The following is a 19,525-nucleotide window of genomic DNA, read 5'->3' as shown; positions in this document are numbered from 1 at the left end:
AGAATTAATTCATCGTAAATTCCTATACATTGAGCGCTATGGAACGTATCAACTACCAACATTTGTTTTATTTCTGGAATGTCGCGCGTGAAGAAAGCATCACTCGCGCTTGCGAGAAACTGCATTTGGCGCAACCGACCATCAGCGGCCAATTAGCGGTGCTGGAACAGCAAATCGGCGAAAAACTTTTTTATAAACAGGGCCGTAAACTGGTGCTCACCGACACCGGGCGGGTGGTATTTAATTACGCGGAAGAAATCTTTTCGCTGGGCCGAGAGTTAAGTAACACCTTAAAAGGCCGGCCAACCGGCAGGGCTCTGCGTCTGGTGGTGGGCGTGGCGGATGCGTTACCGAAAATGGTGGTTTACCGCTTGCTGGCGCCGGCTTTTCGCTTACCGGAGTCGGTGCAGATTCTGTGTTACGAGGACAAAACCGAGCGGCTTTTGAGTGAGATGGTCATGCAAGGGATGGATATAGTCTTGTCCGATGCGCCGCTGACACCAACCAGTGGCGCCAAAGCGTTTAACCATCTGCTGGGCGAATGCGGGGTTACCGTGTTCGGCGCGCCGGCTTTGGCCGCGACCTATAGGCAAAATTTCCCGCGCTGCTTGAGCGGCGCACCGTTCCTGCTGCCCACCGCCAACACTTCGCTGCGGCGCTCGCTGGATCAATGGTTCGACGCCGAAAGTATCAGCCCGGCTATCCAGGCCGAAATTGAAGACAGCGCGTTGATCAAAACCTTTGGCAGTGGTGGCGTGGGTTTGTTTGTCGCACCGAGTAATGTCGAAGCCGAAATCCAAAGCCAATACGGCGTGGAAGCCATCGGCCGTATCGACTCGGTGCATGAACGTTTTTACGCCATCACCATGCGCCGCAAACTCAAGCATCCGGCCGTGACCGCGATTTTGGAGAATGCGCGGGATAAGTTGTTTCCGGAATAACAATCCTGAGAAAACTTCATCCGGTGTGGCAGTTGCCACGAAAAACACCAAGCCAGGCTCTACGCCACCGCCGCTCTTAAAATATAAGACAGCATCTTCAGGTCTGGATAAACTATTCCGGGTCCCTGATGGGCACTTGCCGCTGACATGAGCGAATTATCGCCGGCTATGATGTGCCTATTTTTACCGATAACTGCGAGCTCCTTGCTATCGTAGACCGGACTTTTGCCGTGTGGTCGGCAGGTTGATAGAACGATTGCGTAGGCTCGATCAAACCTTAAATCAATCTCTTGAAAACAAAATTAGCTTTTTTAATTCTTTCCTTATTTGTGGTGTTGGAGTCCGGCGTGAGTGCAGAAGAAACAAACGACAATGTTGAAGCGCAGGTTCAGGCCTTGCTGGCGCAAATGAGCCTGGAAGAAAAAGTCGGACAGATGACGCAGATCGACTTTAGCGTGGTTTCGGTCTTGAATGGCGAGGTAGCCGATAATCCTATCGATCAGGCCAAACTGGAAGACGCCATATTGAACCGGCATATCGGTTCAATACTCAACACGCCCACCACACCGAACAACCAAACTCAGCCCATCGAAAAATGGCGGCGGATGACCCAAGCGATACGCGATGTGGCGGCAAAAAGCCGGCTGAAAATTCCGGTGCTGTACGGTATCGACGCGATTCATGGTGCAACTTACACTGAAAACGCGGTGCTGTTTCCGCAAGCCATCAGCATGGCTGCGACGTTTAATCCCGATTTGGCTTTTAAAGAGGGCGAAGTGACCGCGCGCGAGGTTAAAGCGTCGGGTTTAGATTGGAATTTCATGCCGGTGATGGACATTGGCCGGCAACCGTTGTGGCCGCGCTTGTGGGAAACTTACGGCGAGGACGTGCATTTGGCGGTGACGATGGGCAGCGCCTACATCCATGGTCATCACGGCGACGACTTTGCGGACGCCGACAAGGCGCCAACTTGCTTGAAACATTATGTCGGCTACAGCTATCCCTTGAACGGCAAGGACCGCACCCCGGCCTGGATAGGGGAACGAGCCTTGCGCGAATATTTTCTGCCGGGCTTCGAAGCGGGCGTGAAAGCCGGAGCGCCGACGGTGATGGTCAATTCCGCCGAAGTGGACGGCATTCCCGGTCACGTCAACCATCATTATCTGAATACGATTTTGCGCGGCGAAATGGGCTTTAAGGGCTTCACCGTCTCCGATTGGGCGGACATCAGCCGTTTATACACCCGCGACAAGCTGGCGGCCTCGCCGCGCGAAGCGGTGAAGATGGCGGTGATGGCCGGCGTGGATATGAGCATGGTGCCGTTCGATTATTCGTTTTACGACTTGTTGCTGGATTTAGCCAAAACCGGCGAGGTGCCGCTGAGCCGCATCGACGAAGCAGTGTCGCGCATCTTGCGGGTGAAATATCAAAGCGGTTTGTTCGATAGACACGAGCCGGCGTTAGACGTAGAAGGCAATTTTGTTACAGACGAGGCTGTGGCAGCGAATCGGCAAGCCGCGCGGGAAGCGATCATTCTGGCAAAAAACGATCAACATATTCTGCCCTTGAGCAAGCAGGCCAGCATCCTGGTCACCGGGCCGACCGCGAACTTGTTGAGCGTGATGAACGGTGGCTGGACCATCACCTGGCAGGGCGCTACCGAACATTTGTATCCCAAAGACAAGCCCACTTTGTTACAAGCCATTCAGCAGAAAACCACGGGCAAAGTGACGTACGTGGGCGGTAAAAATTTCAGCGATGAAATCAATATCGAGCAGGCGGTGACTCAAGCCAGGCAACACGATGTGGTGATTTTGGCGCTGGGCGAAAAAACCTATACCGAAACGGAGGGCAATATCGAATCCCTGCATCTGGACCCGGTGCAGTTGCAATTGGCCAGAGCAATATTCGAAATCGGCAAGCCGGTGGTTTTAGTTACGTTCGGCGGCCGGCCGCGCATCATTACCGAAGTGGCCAACAAGGCGCAGGCGGTGGTGTTGGGCTTTTTGCCGGGCATGGAAGGCGGGGCGGCGATGGCCGATATTTTGTTCGGCGACACCAACCCCAGCGGCAAATTACCGATTTCTTACCCGCGCGATGTTAACGATATTGTGATGTACGATCACAAGCCGATAGAGGCTTTCGAGAGCAATCAGTATCGGCCGCTGTATCCATTTGGGCACGGTTTGAGCTACACCACGTTCCAAACCAGCGGGCTGCGCTTGAGTAAAGACAATATTGCCATGGGCGAGAATATCGACGTGACGGTTAAGGTGAAAAATACCGGCGCGCTGACCGGTAAGGAAACCGTGATGGTTTACCTGCACGACGTCGCCGCGTCGGTTTCCCGGCCGGTGAAACAGCTAAAGGCGTTTAAAAAAATAGAATTAAAACCCGGCGCGGAGCAGACCTTGCAATTTAGCTTAACGCCGCAGGATATGTCTTTTATTGGTGTGGATATGCGGCGCATCGTCGAACCGGGCGAGTTTGAGGTGATGGTCGGTAACGAAGTGGCTCGTTTTCAGGTCGTCAAACCCTAAATCAATTTGCGGGAATAACTCATGCCGGATCGACAAAACCTTGATAGGCCCTCGTATGCAGGCTCGCTGACGGTTCTGACTTCGCTATTTTTTATTTGGGGATTTATCACCTGTCTTAACGACATCCTGATTCCGCATTTGAAAGCGGTTTTTACGCTGAGTTATACCCAAGCGATGCTGATCCAGTTTTGTTTTTTCACCGCGTATTTTCTGATGTCGGTGCCCAGCGGCTATCTGGTGGAAAAAATCGATTACAAGGGCGGCATCATCGTCGGTTTGGCGATTGCCGGTGGCGGTTGTTTGCTGTTTTATCCGGCGGCGGGTTTGCATTCCTATCCCTTATTTTTGGCGGCGTTTTTTGTATTGGCGTCCGGGATTACCTTGCTACAGGTTTCTGCCAACCCTTACGTGACGGTGCTGGGCGATCCGCACACTGCGTCCAGTCGTTTAACCTTGACGCAGGCGTTTAACTCCTTGGGTACCACGCTGGCGCCGTATTTTGGCGCATTGTTTATTTTGTCGAATGCGGTGAAAAGCGCTGATGACATAAAACTGCTGGACGCCGAGGAACTGTCTGCGTATCAGGCCGCGGAAGCGGCTGCGGTGCAGAATCCGTATCTATTTCTTGCGGCAGTGTTGTTTTTCATGGCGGCAGTGTTTGCGATGTTGAAGTTGCCTAGGATTAACCAGCCAACCGAGGCAACCGGCCCAAATGCAGTGGATGGCAGCGCCTGGCACTATTCGCATCTGGTGTTGGGTGCGGTGGCGATTTTTGTGTACGTCGGCGGTGAAGTGTCGATTGGCAGCTTTCTGGTTAACTTTCTCGGCGAGCCGCATATAGCCGGTTTGGCTGAGCAAGAGGCCGGCAAATACGTGTCGTTTTATTGGGGCGGGGCGATGGTCGGCCGGTTTATTGGGTCGGCGGTGATGCAGAAAATCCATCCCGGCAAAGTGTTGGCCTTTAACGCTTTGGCGGCGGCTGGTTTGGTGTTGGCGACGATGTTGGGCAGCGGCACACTGGCTATGCTTACCATCCTGGCGGTAGGTTTGTGCAATTCCATCATGTTTCCGACCATTTTTTCGCTGGCGTTGACCGGCTTGGGCAGACATACCGGCCAAGGCTCCGGCATACTCTGCGCCGCCATCGTCGGTGGGGCTATTTTACCGTTGCTGCAAGGGGCGTTTGCGGATCGTATCGGTATACAGCAGGCCTTTTTTATCCCTGCTCTTTGCTACTTGTATATCGCTTATTACGGTTATCGCTGTCGCCGGTTGTAGATAAAAACGCGCTTTTAACCTTTCAAGAATTTTGCCCGATTCGGCGATTGCATGATCAAGTTCGGGATGGCCGATAACGGCAGTTCGCCGTCGGTGCCGCCCAGTTTCACTGCTTCTTTGGGCATGCCGTAAACCACGCAGCTGGCTTCGTCTTGAGCGACGCACAGCGCGCCGGTATCGTGCAATTCCTTCATGCCGTGGGCGCCGTCGTCGCCCATGCCCGTCATGATTATCCCCAATACGTTTTTGCCGGCAGCTTGCGCGGCCGAGCGGAACAACACATCCACCGATGGCCGATGGCGGCTTACCAAGGGACCATCCTTGATTTCCACCCGGTATTGGGCGCCGCTGCGGCGCAACAGCATGTGTTTGCCGCCCGGAGCGATCAAAGCCAGACCGGGGATGACCCTGTCGTTTTGCTCGGCCTCTTTAACTGTAATTTGGCACAGGCTGTCCAGCCGTTTGGCAAACGCGGCGGTAAATGCCTCCGGCATGTGCTGGACGATGACGATACCCGGCGTGGTACGGGGTAACCGCGTCAATACGTATTCCAAGGCTTGGGTGCCGCCGGTTGACGTGCCAATGGCGACGACGCGGTCGGTGGTTTCCGTCATCGAGATCAGGCTGGTCGGGGAAATGACGGCGTCGGCGGTTAATTTCGGGCTGCCATCCAGAGGTTTGCCGCTTGGGGCCGCTGATTTTCGCAGTCTGGCATGTGAGGCACCTTTAATCGCATCCGCCAGCAGGGTTTTCGAATCTTGCAGAAAGCCCTTCAGGTTGACGGTCGGTTTGGTGATGATGTCGACGGCACCGGCACTCATGGCCTGCATCGTCACTTCCGCGCCTTTTGCCGTGAGCGTCGAACAGATCACGACCGGCGTTGGATGTTCGTGCATTAGCTTCTTCAGGAACGTGATGCCGTCCATGCGCGGCATTTCAATGTCCAGGATGATGACATCCGGCCAGTCTTTTTCCATGCGGGTCAGGGCAAAGATGGGATCCGGCGCGGCGCCGATTACTTTGACGCCAGGCAGGCTATCGAGCAATCCGGTTAATACCTGCCGGACCACGGCGGAGTCGTCGACAATAAATACTTTTGTGTCTGTCATAGTGTTGCCTGTTAATGGTCTTGGATGATTTACCAGAATTCGGCACTGCTTCTGGATTTTTCATGTTCGTCGATATTTTTCTTCCAGTAGCGGCGCTCTTCGTTTTCAAGAGACAGTTGCTGATTGTGGTCGATTTTTTTGATAAACACCGAATAATCAGTACCGACGAAATGGACGTTTCTGCCGATATTGCCGCCTAGACAGGCACTAAGCATAGGAATGTTTTCTTTTTTTAAAAACTCTTTGATGAATAAAACATTCACGTCGCCCACGGTTTCCTTGCGGTTTTTGTCCTCTCGCAGTTTTAATACGTTGCCGCCGCCGAAGCATTTGGCTTGTAGATTGAGCCGGTTGGCGCCCAGTTTCATCATTTCGTTGATCAGCAATTCCATCGCATAAATGCCGTAACGGCCCTCTTCGGATTCGATGATAGGCATGTTTTTGGAGTAGGAACGATAAGCCAGCAAAAAATGATTCATGCCAAATACCCGATTGATAGGGTCATATAGGCAGGCAGCCACGCACGAGCCCAATAGTGTTGAAATGACTTCCGGCTGGCGGGAGGCATAGAATTCGCCCGGATCGATGACGATACGCTGGGTATCTCGGAAGGGCAGGATTTTCATGGTTTCCGGTAGATAGAAGGCTTCAGCATTTGTAACTGTTCGGTGACTCGATGCAGGCTTTCCGAATGACTGATGATGAAATGTCCGCCAGGCTTTAGCGCGGTAATCAGTCGTTCGACGACCTGCTTTTTGGTGTCTTGGTCAAAATAGATTAGAACATTACGCAGAAAAATTACGTCGAACCTCCCCAATGTATGCGGCAGTGAACTCATCAAATTAACCTGATCAAATTTGACGCGGCTGCGTAGTTTGTTGTCCACACGAAAAAAACCTTCCTGGCTGCGCACGCCGCGTAAACAATATTTTTCCAATAGGCGTTTGTCCATATGGTCCAGCCTATCCAGTGGATAGACGCCATGGCGGGCAACTTCCAGCACTCGCGTGCTCAAATCGGAGCCGAAAATCTCCCAGTTGCGCGTGCCTAGGTTCTCCGCTAATACCATTGCTAGAGTATAGGCTTCTTCTCCTGTCGAACTAGCCGCGCTCCAAACCCTAAAATGCTCGCCGCGCCAGGTCTTAAGAATGTGCTGTTGAAAAAATTCGAAGTGCTTTGGCTCCCGAAAAAAATACGTTTCATTGGTGGTCAGAATGTTGACCAGCGTTTGAAATTCATGGGGGTAATCGGGACTGATAGCCAGTTGGTAGTATTCCCCGTAATGTTCTAGCTGGTAATAATCCAGCCTTTTGGCTAGCCGGCTGGCTACCATGACTTTCTTTTCCGGTGTCAGAGCGATGCCGGCATGGTCGTAAATCAAACGTCTGAAGCGTTCGAATTCTTCGGTTGTGATCGGGGCAATAGTAATAAAACCGTCTCCGTTAGTAAGGATATGCGACGTAATTATGTCAGTAAATAATTACAGGAAGTGCTGAGAACTTAACATTAACGAAAAACCTAAGATGGTAGTGGGTTGAATGCAAATTTAAAACTCTCTACTATCTTTAACATACCCAAAACCCAGACGGAATTCCCATGCTTCGAAAACCTTATCCTGTAGCCAAGAGCCCCGGTCCACTTGGTTTTTATCTGTTGACGGTAGGGTTGGGAGTGACAGGTGGATTATTGGCCTGCGTGCAAACCGGTTTCAGTTTGATCAGCATGGGAGCCACCGCCGCGCTTGGTTTTGCCGGCGTCCTGATTGGGTCTACTTTGTACAATAAACAGCAATCCGCTCTGAATGAAGCTAACAACGCCTGGCGTGGCGACGAAGATTTAAAACTGCAAGAGCTTGAAGCATACGCCATCGAGCTGGAGCGGTTGTTTCTGCAAGTAGTGCCCATTTTGCTCAGACAAGTACAAACATCCAGAACGCATACCGAACAGGAAATCACCGTCCTGACCAGCCGTTTCGCCGCTATGGTTAATCAATTGGAGAGACTGATTTCCGGCGGTGCGCAGAATCGTCAAGGTCGTAGCGTGGATGTGTTATTCGGCGAAACCCGGGATGCTTTGACGGCGGTGTTAAAAGTTTTAAGTGAAATCCAAGACGTTGAGCATGCGGTAGTCGACGAGGTTCGCAAACTGTCTGCGCATACCGGTCAACTCGACACGATGGCGCAGGAAGTGCGCAAGGTCGCCGAACAAATCAATTTACTGGCGCTGAATGCGGCTATCGAAGCCGCCCGCGCAGGCGAAAATGGCCGGGGTTTTGCGGTTGTAGCCGACGAAGTCCGTAAACTGGCCGGATTTTCGTCTTCCACCGGGGAAAAAATCAGCCACGCCATTGCCGATATCAACAAAGCCATGGCCTCCACCTTGAAAATGTCCGAGGCATCCGGCTCTTCCGATGACAAAGCGATCCGCGATGCCGAACACGCCATCCGCACCGCTCTTGACGATTTGCGGGTGGCTTTGGATATGTTCAGAAACGATGCGGATCAATTACGGGGCAATAGCGCGCAAATTCGCGACGAGATTTTCTCGGTGTTGACGGCGTTCCAGTTTCAGGATCGGGTCAGCCAAATGCTGTCGCATGTCGAACATAATCTAAACAGCCTGCAAACTGCGGTAGATGCCACGCGCAGCAGCGGCGAGCGCCAAGCAAATAGCTTGGATGTCGGCGCCACCCTGTCGAGAATGGAGCTTAGTTACACGATGCCGGAAGAGTTGTTGAATCACTCTTCAAGTGCGGCGGTCAGTCACCAAAGCACTTCCGCCAACGATGAGATTACATTTTTTTAAATTTGATGAAGGATTGACTAATGGCTAAAACCATCATGATTGTTGATGACTCGGCATCCATTCGACAGGTTGTCGGCATTGCCCTAAAGGGTGCCGGCTACGATGTGATTGAGGCCTGCGACGGCAGGGATGCACTGAGTAAATTAACCGGACAAAAAATCAATTTGATCATTACCGATGTGAATATGCCAAATATGGACGGCATAACCTTTGTGACGGAAGCCAAAAAACTCCCGGCTTACAAATTCACTCCGATGATGATGCTGACTACCGAAGCCGCCGACGATAAAAAACAGGCTGGCAAGGCCGCCGGCGCGAAAGCCTGGCTGACCAAACCGTTTCAAGCCCCCACTTTACTCGACGCGGTGTCCAAATTGGTGTTGCCTTAAAAACAACTCCATTGCACAAGGGGAGAAAACCTTGGCTATCCACCTAAAACAACAAAAGAAGGGTGTCACCCATCTAGCCATTCAGGGTGAATTGACCATCTACTCGGTGCTGGAACACAAACAAGCACTATCCCCGTATCTAAGCTCGGCTAAAGACGTGCAAATCGATCTTGCCGATGTCACTGAAATCGATAGCGCCGGTGTGCAACTGCTGATGTTTCTGAAGCAGGAAGCCGTCAGCCGCGATATCCGCTTTAGTCTTATTCAGCATAGCGAGGCGGTCGTTGAAGTGCTGGAACTGCTCAACCTGAGTAAGCATTTCGGCGACCCTATCGTAATCTCCGCAGATTGGAAAACATCATGAGCGAATTAGATGCGGCCTTAACGGTTTTCGCCCAAGAGGCTGAAGAGTTGTTAACGGATATGGAAGACGCTTTGTTGTCTCTGGAGAGTAAACCGGACGATAGCGAAACCATCAACAGTTTATTCAGGGCCATGCATACCATCAAAGGCTCTTCCGGATTGTTTGGTTTTAACGCCATTGTCGGCTTTACCCATGAAGCGGAGTCGGTCCTGGATAAAGTGCGTAACGGCGAACGCGGCATCGACGCGGAATTGATTTCTGTTTTGTTGGACAGCAAGGATCACACGGCTAAATTGATCGAACATTGTTTGACGCAGAAAGACGCCGAGTTACCGGCAAGCTTGGCGGCGGACGGAGAGCGTTTGATTCGGCAATTGACCGGACGGCAAACGACAGACATGCAGCAGAGCGGCGATAGCGTCCAGCTGGAAATTGAAGGCGGCGGTGAAATATCGGTGGACGATAACTGGCTCATTTCTCTAGAGTTTCAGAAAGACGCCTTCAGAAACGGCATGGATCCCTTGTCGTTTATTCGCTATCTGCGCACCTTGGGTGAGATTAAACAAATTCTTACTGTAGCCCCGGAAATGCCGGTCGGTGACGACATGGACCCGGAAAGCTGCTATTTGCATTTCAAAATTGCTTTTCAGAGTGATGCGAATAAACAGACGATAGAGGCGGTGTTTGATTTTGCCTCTGACGATTGCGATATCAAAATTTTGCCGCCTAATTCCAAGCTGGAGGAATATCTAAATCTGTTGAATGCCCAGGATGACAATCATGTCAACCGCTTGGGCGATATGTTGGTGCAGGTTGGGGCGCTGACTCAAAATGATGTCAACCATGCTTTGCAACGTCAGCAGGCCAAATTTGATTCCGAACAGGTTATCGTCCCCGGCAAACCCTTGGGAGAAATACTGGTCGAGCAACATGTCGTACAGCAGCCATTAGTCGATCAAGCGCTGAAAAAACAGGAACAGACCAAACAAAAACTGGCAAGCGAAGCCAATTACATCCGGGTCGATGCTACCAAACTAGGCCATTTGATCAATTTGGTCGGCGAGTTGGTGATTTCCAGTGCGGCGATGAATTTGATCGTCGAGAAGCATGGCCTCAGCGATGCCGGCGATGTGGCCGCCAGCATGAATGCCTTGGTCAGTAGTATCCGCGATACGGCTTTGGAATTGCGCATGGTACAAATCGGCGAAACCTTTTCCCGGTTTAAGCGTGTCGTACGCGATGTGAGTAAGGAGTTGAATAAAGACATCGAACTTTATATCAGTGGTGGTGAAACAGAACTGGATAAAACGGTTGTCGAAAAAATCAACGATCCATTGACCCACTTGATCCGCAACGCCCTGGATCACGCCATCGAAAGTCCCGCGCAGAGGCTTGCTGCCGGCAAACCGGCACAAGGTACCGTGCAACTCAACGCCTATCACGAATCCGGGCATATCGTCATTCAAATTGCTGATGACGGCGCCGGTTTGAATAGCGAAAAAATACTTAACAAAGCATTGGCCAACGGCCTGATTAAACCCGATCACGATTTGTCCCAACAAGAAATTCATAATCTGATATTTGCCGCCGGACTTAGCACCAAGGATCAAGCTACCAATTTATCCGGGCGCGGTGTCGGTATGGATGTGGTGAAAAAAAATATCGAAGCCTTACGCGGCTCTGTCGAGATAGACAGCATAGAAGGCGAGGGCACCACCATTTCCATACGCTTGCCGCTGACCTTGGCGATTATCGACGGTTTTATGGTTGGCACCGGTCGGGACCGCTACATCATCCCGCTGAGTATGGTCGACGAATGCATCGAGATGAACACTAGCGAATGCGAGATAGACGACATTCAACATTACATCAATCTGCGCGGCCAGGTCTTGCCGTACTTGCGTTTAGGCGATTATTTCCATAATCAGAGTGCCGATTCCAACAGGAAACGTGAGAGCGTCGTGGTGGTTAAATCCGGGCAAACCAAAGCGGGTTTTGTGGTTGACGAATTGCATGGCGAGCATCAAACCGTCATCAAGCCGCTGGGCAAAGTGTTCGAAAGATTGAATGGTATCACTGGTGCGACGGTACTCGGCGACGGCAATGTCGCACTGATTCTGGATGTACAAGGTTTGATTCAAGCGGCCATCAAAAATAAAAGCCGACCGGCACCTATCTTAACGTCGCGGCGAATTCAATAAGTTAACGATTTCTCACGGTTATAAATTCCTATTAGAGGGAACAGCAGATGAATATCAACGACCTAAAAATAAAAACAAAAATCCTGACGGGGGCGATGCTGCTCGTGGCTATCACGATAGCTTTTGGTGTATTGTCCAAAATTTATATTGGCGATGTCGCCGGCGCTTTGTTCGGTATTACCGACAACAACGGCAAATCGGTTGAATATGCTACTGGCGTAGAAAGAATGGCTTTGCAAACGATCATGGCGCAAAGGGCATACCGTATTTCCAATAAAGACGAAGATGCTCAAAAAGTCGAAGACAACATGAAAACGTTATTTGAGTATCTCGATAAGGTCGATCAGGTAGCCAAGAAATATAACAATACCGAGTTATTGACCCAGTCAAAGACTGCTAGGGAAGGCACCCTGAAATTCGGTGAAAAATTCAGAGCCGTCGTGGCATCGGTTAAGGAAAATAAAGCGGCTGTAGAAGAAATGGTAAAAGAGGGTGATGACGTCGCTAAAGCGGCGGATGATTTTTTGGATAGACAAGTGCGTTTGTATCAGGAGGCTATGAAAAAAGGTACTAATGCACAAGAGTTGGATCCATACGTTCAGCGTTATATTGGCGCGGCCAATATTTACATTAAAGCGATGGAAATCATGCGCGCGGAAAAAGAGGAAGTGAATTACAAAGACCGTGTCGCCTGGAAAAAGATGCAAGTTTTAATGCCGGAACTGATGAAGGCTTATGATGATTTACAAAAAATCGTCAATTCCGAAGAGGCCTTGCGTCTGATTGAGACGGCGCGTGCGAGTACCCGAGATTATCAGCAAGCCGCGCAAAACTGGATTGATAACGACGACAAGCTGAATGTCGTCCGAAAAGAAATGCTGGAATTGGGCGATAACGTCATTAAACAAGCACAAAGCGCAGAGGAAGCGGGGTATGCCCAATTAGGGGTGGCAAGGGCGCAAGCAAACGAATTAGTCGACGAGGCCAATAAAATCATTATCGGTACCATTATTGCCGCATTGGTTTTGGGCGTTATCATCGCCATGTTCCTGGCCAACTTGATTACCGTGCCGATTATCGTCGGTGTCAAATTTGCCCAATCCTTGTCCGAAGGTGATTTGACTGCGAAGCTGGAAGTCAACGGTAAAGATGAAATCGGCCAACTTGCCCAGGCTTTACGCGAAATGCGCGATAAGCTGAGCCAAGTGGTTTCGCAAGTGCGCTCAAACTCCGATACGCTGGCCAGTGCTTCGCAACAAGTCAGTGCTACCGCCCAGTCCATGAGTCAGATGGCCACCGAGCAGGCGGCTAGCGTCGAGGAAACCACTTCGTCGATTGAACAACTCAATTCATCAGTACAACAAAACACCGAAAATGCCCATGTCACCGAGCAAATGGCGACTAAGTCGGCAGGCGAAGCTCGTGACGGCGGCGAGGCCGTGAACGAGACGGTTCTGGCCATGAAGAATATCGCCAAAAAAATTGGCTTGATCGAGGATATAGCCTACAAAACCAATTTGCTGTCGTTAAACGCGGCGATTGAAGCAGCCTCCGCGGGCGAACACGGCAAGGGCTTTGCCGTAGTGGCCGCAGAAGTTAGAAAACTGGCGGAGAGCAGCCGCGTCACAGCGGAAGAAATCAACGAGCTTGCCACCAATAGCGTCGCAATAGCTGAAAAAGCCGGTACCTTGATTGCTGCCGTGGTACCTAATATTGTGAAAACAGCCGATTTGGTACAGGAAATCAATGCCGCATCCATGGAGCAATCCAGTGGTATTAATCAAATTAACGAAGCAATGCGCCAGTTGGATAAAGCGACTCAGCAAAATGCCGCCAGCGCCGAGGAATTGGCCGCTACGTCCGAAGAATTAAACGGACAGGCTACTCAGTTGCAGCATGCCGTAGCGTTTTTCAAACTGGATGGCAACAGCAATAGGTCGCAATCTTTTGGTAAAACACCGCCGGCCGCTAAGCACCAGTCTCGTGGCGCGGTAGCGCAAAACTATGTTAAAAAACCCGTGGCGGTGAATAGCCTTGCCGACAACTCCTTGGATTTTAACGACCAAGATTTTGAGCGCTTTTAGTCTCTGGAGAGCAGACCATGAGTAATCTGATTCGGAGAGAAACCGGCCACGCTGTGGCGGTTCAGGAGCAGGTAGGCCAATACCTGACTTTTTTAGTGGGGACAGAAAGTTTTGCCGTCAGCATTCTGGATGTGAAGGAAATTATCGAAATTGCCAACGTGACCCGGGTGCCGTTGACGCCGGACTATATTCACGGCGTGATCAATTTGCGCGGCAGCGTGGTGCCGGTAATCGATTTATCGGCACGATTAAGCCGGCATTGCTCGGAAGTCAGCAAGCGCAGTTGCATTGTGTTGGTGGCGGTTGAAACGGGCGAGGGTTCGCAACTGATCGGCATGCTGGTGGACGAAGTCCGGGAGATTTTGGAAATTCCGCCCGCCAATATCCAGCCGGCACCGGATTTCGGCACCGATATTCGTACCGATTTTATTCAAGCCATGGCCCGTGTCGACGACGTATTTATTATACTTTTGGCGATTAGCCGGGTACTGTCGTTGGACGAGCTATCGTTACTAAACGACTTGGCGCAATCTCAAGACCATCTGCTCGCAAATGCGGACTAGGTTTTGATCTGGGAGCTATGCTGGAAGAATTTTCCGGCATTCTCCCAGCAGCTTGCCTTCTTCACGGCTAGGTAGCAGCACTCGTTGCTATCCTGTTAGGTGTTCTTCCGCTATTTCTGGGTTTTTAAATAAGTATTAATGGCAGCATCTTCCTCTGCCATATGAGTAATCCAGTCGCGCATGAAGCCGGACACGTCTATTTCCTGTCGTTTTTGCTGATGGATTCCCTGACTAAAAGTGATCAGTTTCTCCAGCATCACATTATGCGTCTGCACATGATGTTGATATTCTGGATAGTCGTGCTGTTTCATAAAGGCTTCTTCAGCTTGAAAGTGCTCTCTAACGTGTTGATAAAGCAACATAATATTTTCGGCTAGCGCTTGCGTATCTTTCGAGCTCACCAATTGGTTTGCCAGATCGAAAATCTCTCTGTGCTGTTGGTCAACGGCTTCGTTTCCGAGCAAATATTGATTTTCCCAAACGAATTCGTTCATGTTATTTCCGTCATCTTTTTGTTATTGCATCTTAAAAAAGCCAACTTCTCGCATGAGCGTTTGGCTTTGATCGTTTAATTCTTCAGCAGTGGCGGCCAATTGCTCCGAAGCTGCCGCGTTATGCTGAATGGCCGTATCCAATTGTCCTACCGCTTGACTGATTTGCCGGACGCCGGCAGCCTGTTCGTCGGATGCGATGGCTATTTCCTGTACGAGCGTAGCGGTTTTTTGAATGCTGGGCAGCATTTGGCTAAAGATACGGCCGGCGTTTTCAGCGATGTCCAGGCCGGTATTGGCGAGTTCGCCGATTTCGTTGGCGGTATCCTGGCTGCGGGTTGCCAACTTCCGCACCTCGGTTGCTACGACCGAGAAGCCGGCGCCGTGTTCGCCCGCTTTGGCGGCGACTATCGAAGCGTTTAATGACAGCAAATTGGTTTGGTAGGCAATCGCTTCGATTAAGCCGATTTTCTCGGCGATTTTGTTCATCGCTTCCACGGTGTCTCTGATCGCTTGTTCACCGCTTTGCGCCGATTGGGCGGCGGTAAGGGCAATTTGTTCCGTAGTCTGCGCATTCTCATGGTTGTGTTCGACCGACCCGGTCAATTGTTCCAGTGCGGCGCTGGTTTGTTCAATACTGGCCGCTTGTTCGCAACTGCTTTGACTGAGGGTTTGCGCCGCATTATTGACTTCGGTAGAGGCTTGAGCGATTTGCGCCGAACAACTGCCGATAGTGCCAATCACATCGGCCAGACGTTTTTGCATGGTCAGCATTGCGGCAAAAATGCCGACATGTTGCTCAGCTTGCGGCATGCCGCGCCGTTCCAGTTTCCCGGCAGCGATATTGACCGCCAGATTATTGACCTGCCACGGTTCTCCGCCCAACTGAGCGGCTATGTCCTTACGCAGTATCCAAAATAGCGAAAAAGACAACCCCGCGACCATAATAATAAACACGCCGTTGAACAACAAACGGCGACTGGCGCTGTTTTCAATCGCCTTGGACGAGTCTATGGTGTCCTTGGCGATATAGTTTTCCACTTCTTTCAAAAGATTGATCTTGCCGGTTTGCATCGTAAACCAGTGCGCTGGGTCCACCCCAAAACCGCCTTTATCGGCATTGCTAAGAGCTTTGGTGCGCATCGCCGCCGTTTCGTCAATAAACTGGCCGCGCAACGTGTGTTGTAAAAAATCCAGGTACTGCTGGGGGGCGACAGAGGCGAAAATATCCAGATAAGTATTCTGAAAAGCGATCAGGGTCACCAGTTTCTCATACATGCCGGGGCCAAAAGCGTCCTTGGCAAAAGTGTTCGCCAACACGGCCCGCTCCACGCCCGCTTGCTCCTTGCCTTTCAGAAAATTGGCATAGGCATCCAGCTTGTGATTGATTTCTACATTGGTGCTCAATTGCGGCAATTGGGCGATGATCGCCAGATAGGCGGCATTTAGATTGGAATAGTAATTGATGGTAACTTCGCCGCTGGCGCTTAAAGCGGTGACCGACTGGCGAGTCTCGTCGAGTTGGTCGATTTGCCGGTCTGCCGCCGCCAAACCAGCCGCCAGATTGGTGGCGGCGGCTTTGGTGTCGAATGCTTTGAGAAAAGCATTCAGTTGTTTCAGTTTTTCGTCCGTGGCTAAGCGTTGTTGCTCCAGTTCTTGTTTAAATTTCTGGCCGCCACTACCCAAATGCCCGACCGACAAGCCGCGTTCTTTTTGTAATTCATGCACCAGATCGCTGGCGTACACGGAAAAGTTAGCTAAGGAGATAATCTTTGCCGCTGACTGCATCTCCACAATATGGGTGTAGACCACGAAGGAGGCCATTAGCAGTAAGCCTGCTAAGGGTATCAGCGATAGGGCCGCTATTTTGTGGTTGAATTTAACGGTTTTCAGGTCAAGCATGTCCACTCCCGGCGACTATTCATATGCTCAAGCATAGTCCAGGGTGCTTATACCTGCTACGTGTAAGGTTGAAGGAAACGGGCCGATTGCATTGCAAAAAATTCGAACAATCGACCCAATTTGCCTGGCGATATTTAGAACAAACCGCTGATCACGCCGTCGTCGCTAATATCGATACGCTCGGCGGCAGGTACTTTCGGTAAGCCGGGCATCGTCATCATGTCACCGGCAATCGCCACGATGAAGCCGGCGCCGTTAGCCAAGCGTACTTCATTGATTTCCACTGTATGGTCGGACGGCGCGCCCTTGGCATTGGGGTTGGTGGAAAACGACATTTGGGTTTTCGCCATGCAGACCGGGAAATGACCGTAGTTGGCTTGCAGCGCCTTCAACTCGGCGCGAATTTTCGGGCTGGCGCTGATGTTTGCCGCGCCGTACAGCTTGGTGGCGATGGCTTCGATCTTATTCCACAGCGGCAGTTCGCTGTCGTAAACATAACTAAAACCGGGTTCGCGATGATCGACGATGTTCAGTATTTCTTGAGCCAATTGTTCCGCACCGGCTCCACCGTGCGCCCAGTGTTTGGCGACTACGCATTTCACGCCCAACGCTTCGCATTTCTGCTGTAGCAAGGCAATTTCGGCATCGGTGTCGAAAGTAAAGTGATTGATGCTGACCACGCAAGGCAGGCCGTAATGTTGCGCGATGTTATGTAGATGGCGCTCCAGATTGGCAAAACCTTGTTCCAGCGCTGCCAGATTTTCCTGGTTCAAATCGTCTTTAGCCACGCCGCCATGGAATTTCAAAGCGCGTACCGTGGCGACCAATACTACCGCCGAGGGCTTTAAGCCGGACATGCGGCATTTGATGTCCAGAAACTTTTCCGCGCCCAAGTCGGCACCAAAACCGGCTTCCGTCACGGCATAATCGGCCAGTTTCAATGCGGTTTTGGTGGCGGTGACGGTGTTGCAGCCGTGGGCGATATTCGCAAACGGACCGCCATGGATAATCGCCAGATTGTTTTCCAGGGTTTGCACCAGATTCGGTTTGATGGCGTCTTTTAAGATGGCGGCCATCGCGCCGTGGGCTTTCAGGTCGCTGGCGTAAACCGGCGTGACTTTGTCGGATTTGTAGCCGATGACGATGCGGCCCAAGCGCTCTTTCAAATCGGCGCGGCTGGTCGCCAGGCACAGTATCGCCATCACTTCCGAGGCCACGACGATGTCGAAACCGTCTTCGCGCAAATAGCCGTTGGCCGGGCCGCCCTGGCCGATGGTGATTTTGCGCAACGCCCGGTCGTTCATATCGATCACTCGCTTCCATTGGATGCGGCGCGGGTCGATGTCCAGTTTGTTACCGTGGTTAATATGGTTATCGATCAACGCCGACAACAAATTGTGCGCCACGCCAATCGCGTGAAAGTCGCCGGTAAAATGCAGATTGATGTCTTCCATCGGCACCACCTGCGCGTAACCGCCGCCCGCCGCGCCGCCTTTTACACCGAAACAGGGGCCAAGCGATGGTTCGCGTAGGCAAATAATGGTTTTCTTACCCAAGCGATTCAAGGCATCGCCCAAGCCTACCGTGGTGGTGGTTTTACCTTCGCCGGCCGGGGTGGGGCTGATGGCGGTGACTAAAATCAGCTTGCCGTCGGTTTTATCGGTCAGGCTGTTGACATATTCCAGGGAAATCTTGGCTTTGTAATGACCGTAAGGGTCCAGATGTTCGGCTGGGATGCCGAATTTTTCGCCGGCCAAATCAATAATTGGGCGCATGCTTGCCTGTTGGGCAATTTCAATGTCAGACATGGTAGTTCCTAAAATACTCTGAGAAATGTTGCAAAAGCAGAGCAGCCGGCGGCTGCGATGGGCGGATATTGTAGAGTTCTGAGGCTGGGGCAGCCAGAAATTTAATGGGGAAAAGCCGGCAAGGCTTTTATGGGTAAGGCGCTGCCGGCTTTTCGGCGACTGAGGTCGTCGCGTCGGACAACCTATCGCAATAGCGGGTAACGTGGTTTAGTAAGTAATGACTTCGCTGCCTTTACCGACCAACACCACATCCGCGTCGCGGATCGCAAACAGACCGTTGGTGATCACGCCGGGGATATTGTTGATGGTTTTTTCCAACTCGATAGGGTCCAGGATGCTCAAATTATGCACGTCCAGAATCTCGCAACCGTTGTCGGTGATGTAGCTGGCGCCGGTATCTTTGTTCATGCGCAATTCAGGTTGGCCGCCCAATTTAGCCAATTGGCGAGCCACGAAGCTGCGCGACAAGGGTAATACTTCTACGGGTAACGGAAACTTGCCCATCACGTCCACGCATTTGCTTTCGTCGACGATGCAGACAAATTTTTTGCTGGCGCCGGCGATGATTTTCTCGCGGGTCAACGCGCCGCCGCCGCCTTTCAACATTTTTTTATGCGGCGTGACTTCATCCGCGCCGTCTACGTAAATGTCCAGATCGCCGGATTGATTCAGTTCGATGACGCGAATGCCGATGGATTGCAAATGTTCGGTGGTTTTCGCCGAGCTGGATACAGCGCCTTCGATGTCTCTTTTGAAATCGCAGTCAGCCAGCAGGTTGATCAAATGCGTGACGGTCGAGCCGGTTCCCATGCCGATAATCGGCACGTTTTTCAAATATTGCAGGGCAGCCTGGGCGACTTGTTTTTTTAATTCGTCTTGGGTCATGGTGATGGTCCTGATGGATTGCTCTTATAAATCTGACACGGCGTTTAACCCGTCATTGTGTGGGATAATAACCGATTAAGGCTGATCTCTCAGCAGTTTTTACGCCTAACCGGCTCCAGGCATCTTCGCCTCCACAGCCCGAGAACCCAAGCTTGGACGACAATT

16 protein-coding genes are annotated in these 19,525 nt (G+C 51.4%); 9 read left to right on the top strand and 7 right to left on the bottom strand.

Translation table 11 applies throughout. The features are described from left to right. Nucleotides 1–38: 38 nt before the first annotated feature. From nhaR to fucP, 3 genes are all read left to right on the top strand, one after another. Complete coding sequence (gene nhaR, locus ACMXD4_RS14645) at nt 39–941, top strand: transcriptional activator NhaR (protein ID WP_205453995.1); 903 nt, start codon at nt 39–41, stop codon at nt 939–941. A 290-nt stretch (nt 942–1,231) separates the two neighbouring features. Further along, entirely contained in the window at nt 1,232–3,481 is a 2,250-nt protein-coding gene (locus ACMXD4_RS14640; protein WP_415878587.1) for a glycoside hydrolase family 3 N-terminal domain-containing protein, read from the top strand. 21 nt (nt 3,482–3,502) lie between these two features. Then, nucleotides 3,503–4,759 carry an L-fucose:H+ symporter permease gene (fucP, locus tag ACMXD4_RS14635; protein WP_415878586.1) on the top strand — a complete coding sequence of 419 codons (1,257 nt, stop codon included), beginning with the start codon at nt 3,503–3,505 and terminating at the stop codon, nt 4,757–4,759. A 14-nt stretch (nt 4,760–4,773) separates the two neighbouring features. Here the strand turns inward: fucP and ACMXD4_RS14630 are convergent, their stop codons facing one another. Genes ACMXD4_RS14630 through ACMXD4_RS14620 form a run of 3 tightly spaced genes read right to left on the bottom strand, consistent with a single transcriptional unit; the run spans nt 4,774 to nt 7,282 of the window. Next, nucleotides 4,774–5,868: a protein-glutamate methylesterase/protein-glutamine glutaminase gene (locus ACMXD4_RS14630; protein WP_205453998.1), complete on the bottom strand. Its 1,095-nt coding sequence runs from the start codon at nt 5,866–5,868 to the stop codon at nt 4,774–4,776. A 29-nt stretch (nt 5,869–5,897) separates the two neighbouring features. Then, nucleotides 5,898–6,494, bottom strand: coding sequence for a chemotaxis protein CheD (locus ACMXD4_RS14625; protein WP_033156662.1), 597 nt, complete (start codon nt 6,492–6,494; stop codon nt 5,898–5,900). Beyond that, nucleotides 6,491–7,282, bottom strand: a complete 792-nt coding sequence (locus ACMXD4_RS14620; protein ID WP_415880834.1) for a CheR family methyltransferase — start codon at nt 7,280–7,282, stop codon at nt 6,491–6,493. The genes ACMXD4_RS14625 and ACMXD4_RS14620 overlap by 4 nt, the downstream gene beginning before the upstream one ends. A gap of 182 nt (nt 7,283–7,464) precedes the next feature. Here ACMXD4_RS14620 and ACMXD4_RS14615 point away from each other — a divergent pair, with 182 nt between their 5' ends. Genes ACMXD4_RS14615 through ACMXD4_RS14590 form a run of 6 tightly spaced genes read left to right on the top strand, consistent with a single transcriptional unit; the run spans nt 7,465 to nt 14,274 of the window. After that, the gene (locus tag ACMXD4_RS14615; RefSeq protein WP_415878585.1) at nt 7,465–8,673 is read left to right on the top strand and encodes a methyl-accepting chemotaxis protein; all 1,209 of its coding nucleotides are present in this window, start codon (nt 7,465–7,467) and stop codon (nt 8,671–8,673) included. A gap of 20 nt (nt 8,674–8,693) precedes the next feature. After that, nucleotides 8,694–9,062, top strand: a complete 369-nt coding sequence (locus tag ACMXD4_RS14610) for a response regulator (protein WP_033156659.1) — start codon at nt 8,694–8,696, stop codon at nt 9,060–9,062. A gap of 31 nt (nt 9,063–9,093) precedes the next feature. Further along, nucleotides 9,094–9,426: a lipid asymmetry maintenance protein MlaB gene (locus ACMXD4_RS14605; RefSeq protein ID WP_033156658.1), complete on the top strand. Its 333-nt coding sequence runs from the start codon at nt 9,094–9,096 to the stop codon at nt 9,424–9,426. Beyond that, complete coding sequence (locus tag ACMXD4_RS14600; protein ID WP_415878584.1) at nt 9,423–11,627, top strand: chemotaxis protein CheA; 2,205 nt, start codon at nt 9,423–9,425, stop codon at nt 11,625–11,627. The genes ACMXD4_RS14605 and ACMXD4_RS14600 overlap by 4 nt, the downstream gene beginning before the upstream one ends. Before the next feature lie 47 nt (nt 11,628–11,674). Further along, entirely contained in the window at nt 11,675–13,711 is a 2,037-nt protein-coding gene (locus tag ACMXD4_RS14595; protein WP_415878583.1) for a methyl-accepting chemotaxis protein, read from the top strand. A 17-nt stretch (nt 13,712–13,728) separates the two neighbouring features. After that, nucleotides 13,729–14,274 (top strand): chemotaxis protein CheW, encoded by a 546-nt coding sequence (locus ACMXD4_RS14590; protein WP_171694887.1) that lies wholly within the window; start codon nt 13,729–13,731, stop codon nt 14,272–14,274. A 110-nt stretch (nt 14,275–14,384) separates the two neighbouring features. Here ACMXD4_RS14590 and ACMXD4_RS14585 read toward each other — a convergent pair whose 3' ends face one another. The 4 genes from ACMXD4_RS14585 to rpiA form a co-directional block, all read right to left on the bottom strand. Beyond that, a complete protein-coding gene (locus ACMXD4_RS14585; protein WP_415878582.1) occupies nt 14,385–14,768 on the bottom strand; it encodes a bacteriohemerythrin in 384 nt (127 codons plus the stop codon). Nucleotides 14,769–14,789: 21 nt separating this feature from the next. Next, nucleotides 14,790–16,667, bottom strand: coding sequence for a methyl-accepting chemotaxis protein (locus tag ACMXD4_RS14580; protein ID WP_415878581.1), 1,878 nt, complete (start codon nt 16,665–16,667; stop codon nt 14,790–14,792). A gap of 134 nt (nt 16,668–16,801) precedes the next feature. After that, nucleotides 16,802–18,475: a formate--tetrahydrofolate ligase gene (locus tag ACMXD4_RS14575; RefSeq protein ID WP_415878580.1), complete on the bottom strand. Its 1,674-nt coding sequence runs from the start codon at nt 18,473–18,475 to the stop codon at nt 16,802–16,804. Nucleotides 18,476–18,682: 207 nt separating this feature from the next. Then, on the bottom strand, nt 18,683–19,360 hold the full coding sequence (rpiA, locus tag ACMXD4_RS14570; RefSeq protein WP_171694891.1) for a ribose-5-phosphate isomerase RpiA: 678 nt from the start codon (nt 19,358–19,360) through the stop codon (nt 18,683–18,685). Between the last annotated feature and the right edge of the window lie 165 nt (nt 19,361–19,525).

Source organism: Methylomonas sp. TEB (assembly GCF_047777895.1).
GTDB lineage: Bacteria > Pseudomonadota > Gammaproteobacteria > Methylococcales > Methylomonadaceae > Methylomonas.
This window is presented reverse-complemented; position numbering and strand designations above follow the sequence as displayed.

Bases quoted from the DNA above. Each gene is read 5' to 3' on its own strand.
- rpiA (WP_171694891.1), bottom strand. From the start codon at position 19,360: ATGACCCAAGACGAATTAAAAAAACAAGTCGCCCAGGCTGCCCTGCAA.
- ACMXD4_RS14585 (WP_415878582.1), bottom strand. From the start codon at position 14,768: ATGAACGAATTCGTTTGGGAAAATCAATATTTGCTCGGAAACGAAGCC.
- ACMXD4_RS14610 (WP_033156659.1), top strand. From the start codon at position 8,694: ATGGCTAAAACCATCATGATTGTTGATGACTCGGCATCCATTCGACAG.
- nhaR (WP_205453995.1), top strand. From the start codon at position 39: ATGGAACGTATCAACTACCAACATTTGTTTTATTTCTGGAATGTCGCG.
- fucP (WP_415878586.1), top strand. From the start codon at position 3,503: ATGCCGGATCGACAAAACCTTGATAGGCCCTCGTATGCAGGCTCGCTG.
- ACMXD4_RS14625 (WP_033156662.1), bottom strand. From the start codon at position 6,494: ATGAAAATCCTGCCCTTCCGAGATACCCAGCGTATCGTCATCGATCCG.
- ACMXD4_RS14580 (WP_415878581.1), bottom strand. From the start codon at position 16,667: ATGCTTGACCTGAAAACCGTTAAATTCAACCACAAAATAGCGGCCCTA.
- ACMXD4_RS14600 (WP_415878584.1), top strand. From the start codon at position 9,423: ATGAGCGAATTAGATGCGGCCTTAACGGTTTTCGCCCAAGAGGCTGAA.
- ACMXD4_RS14590 (WP_171694887.1), top strand. From the start codon at position 13,729: ATGAGTAATCTGATTCGGAGAGAAACCGGCCACGCTGTGGCGGTTCAG.
- ACMXD4_RS14575 (WP_415878580.1), bottom strand. From the start codon at position 18,475: ATGTCTGACATTGAAATTGCCCAACAGGCAAGCATGCGCCCAATTATT.
- ACMXD4_RS14630 (WP_205453998.1), bottom strand. From the start codon at position 5,868: ATGACAGACACAAAAGTATTTATTGTCGACGACTCCGCCGTGGTCCGG.
- ACMXD4_RS14595 (WP_415878583.1), top strand. From the start codon at position 11,675: ATGAATATCAACGACCTAAAAATAAAAACAAAAATCCTGACGGGGGCG.
- ACMXD4_RS14615 (WP_415878585.1), top strand. From the start codon at position 7,465: ATGCTTCGAAAACCTTATCCTGTAGCCAAGAGCCCCGGTCCACTTGGT.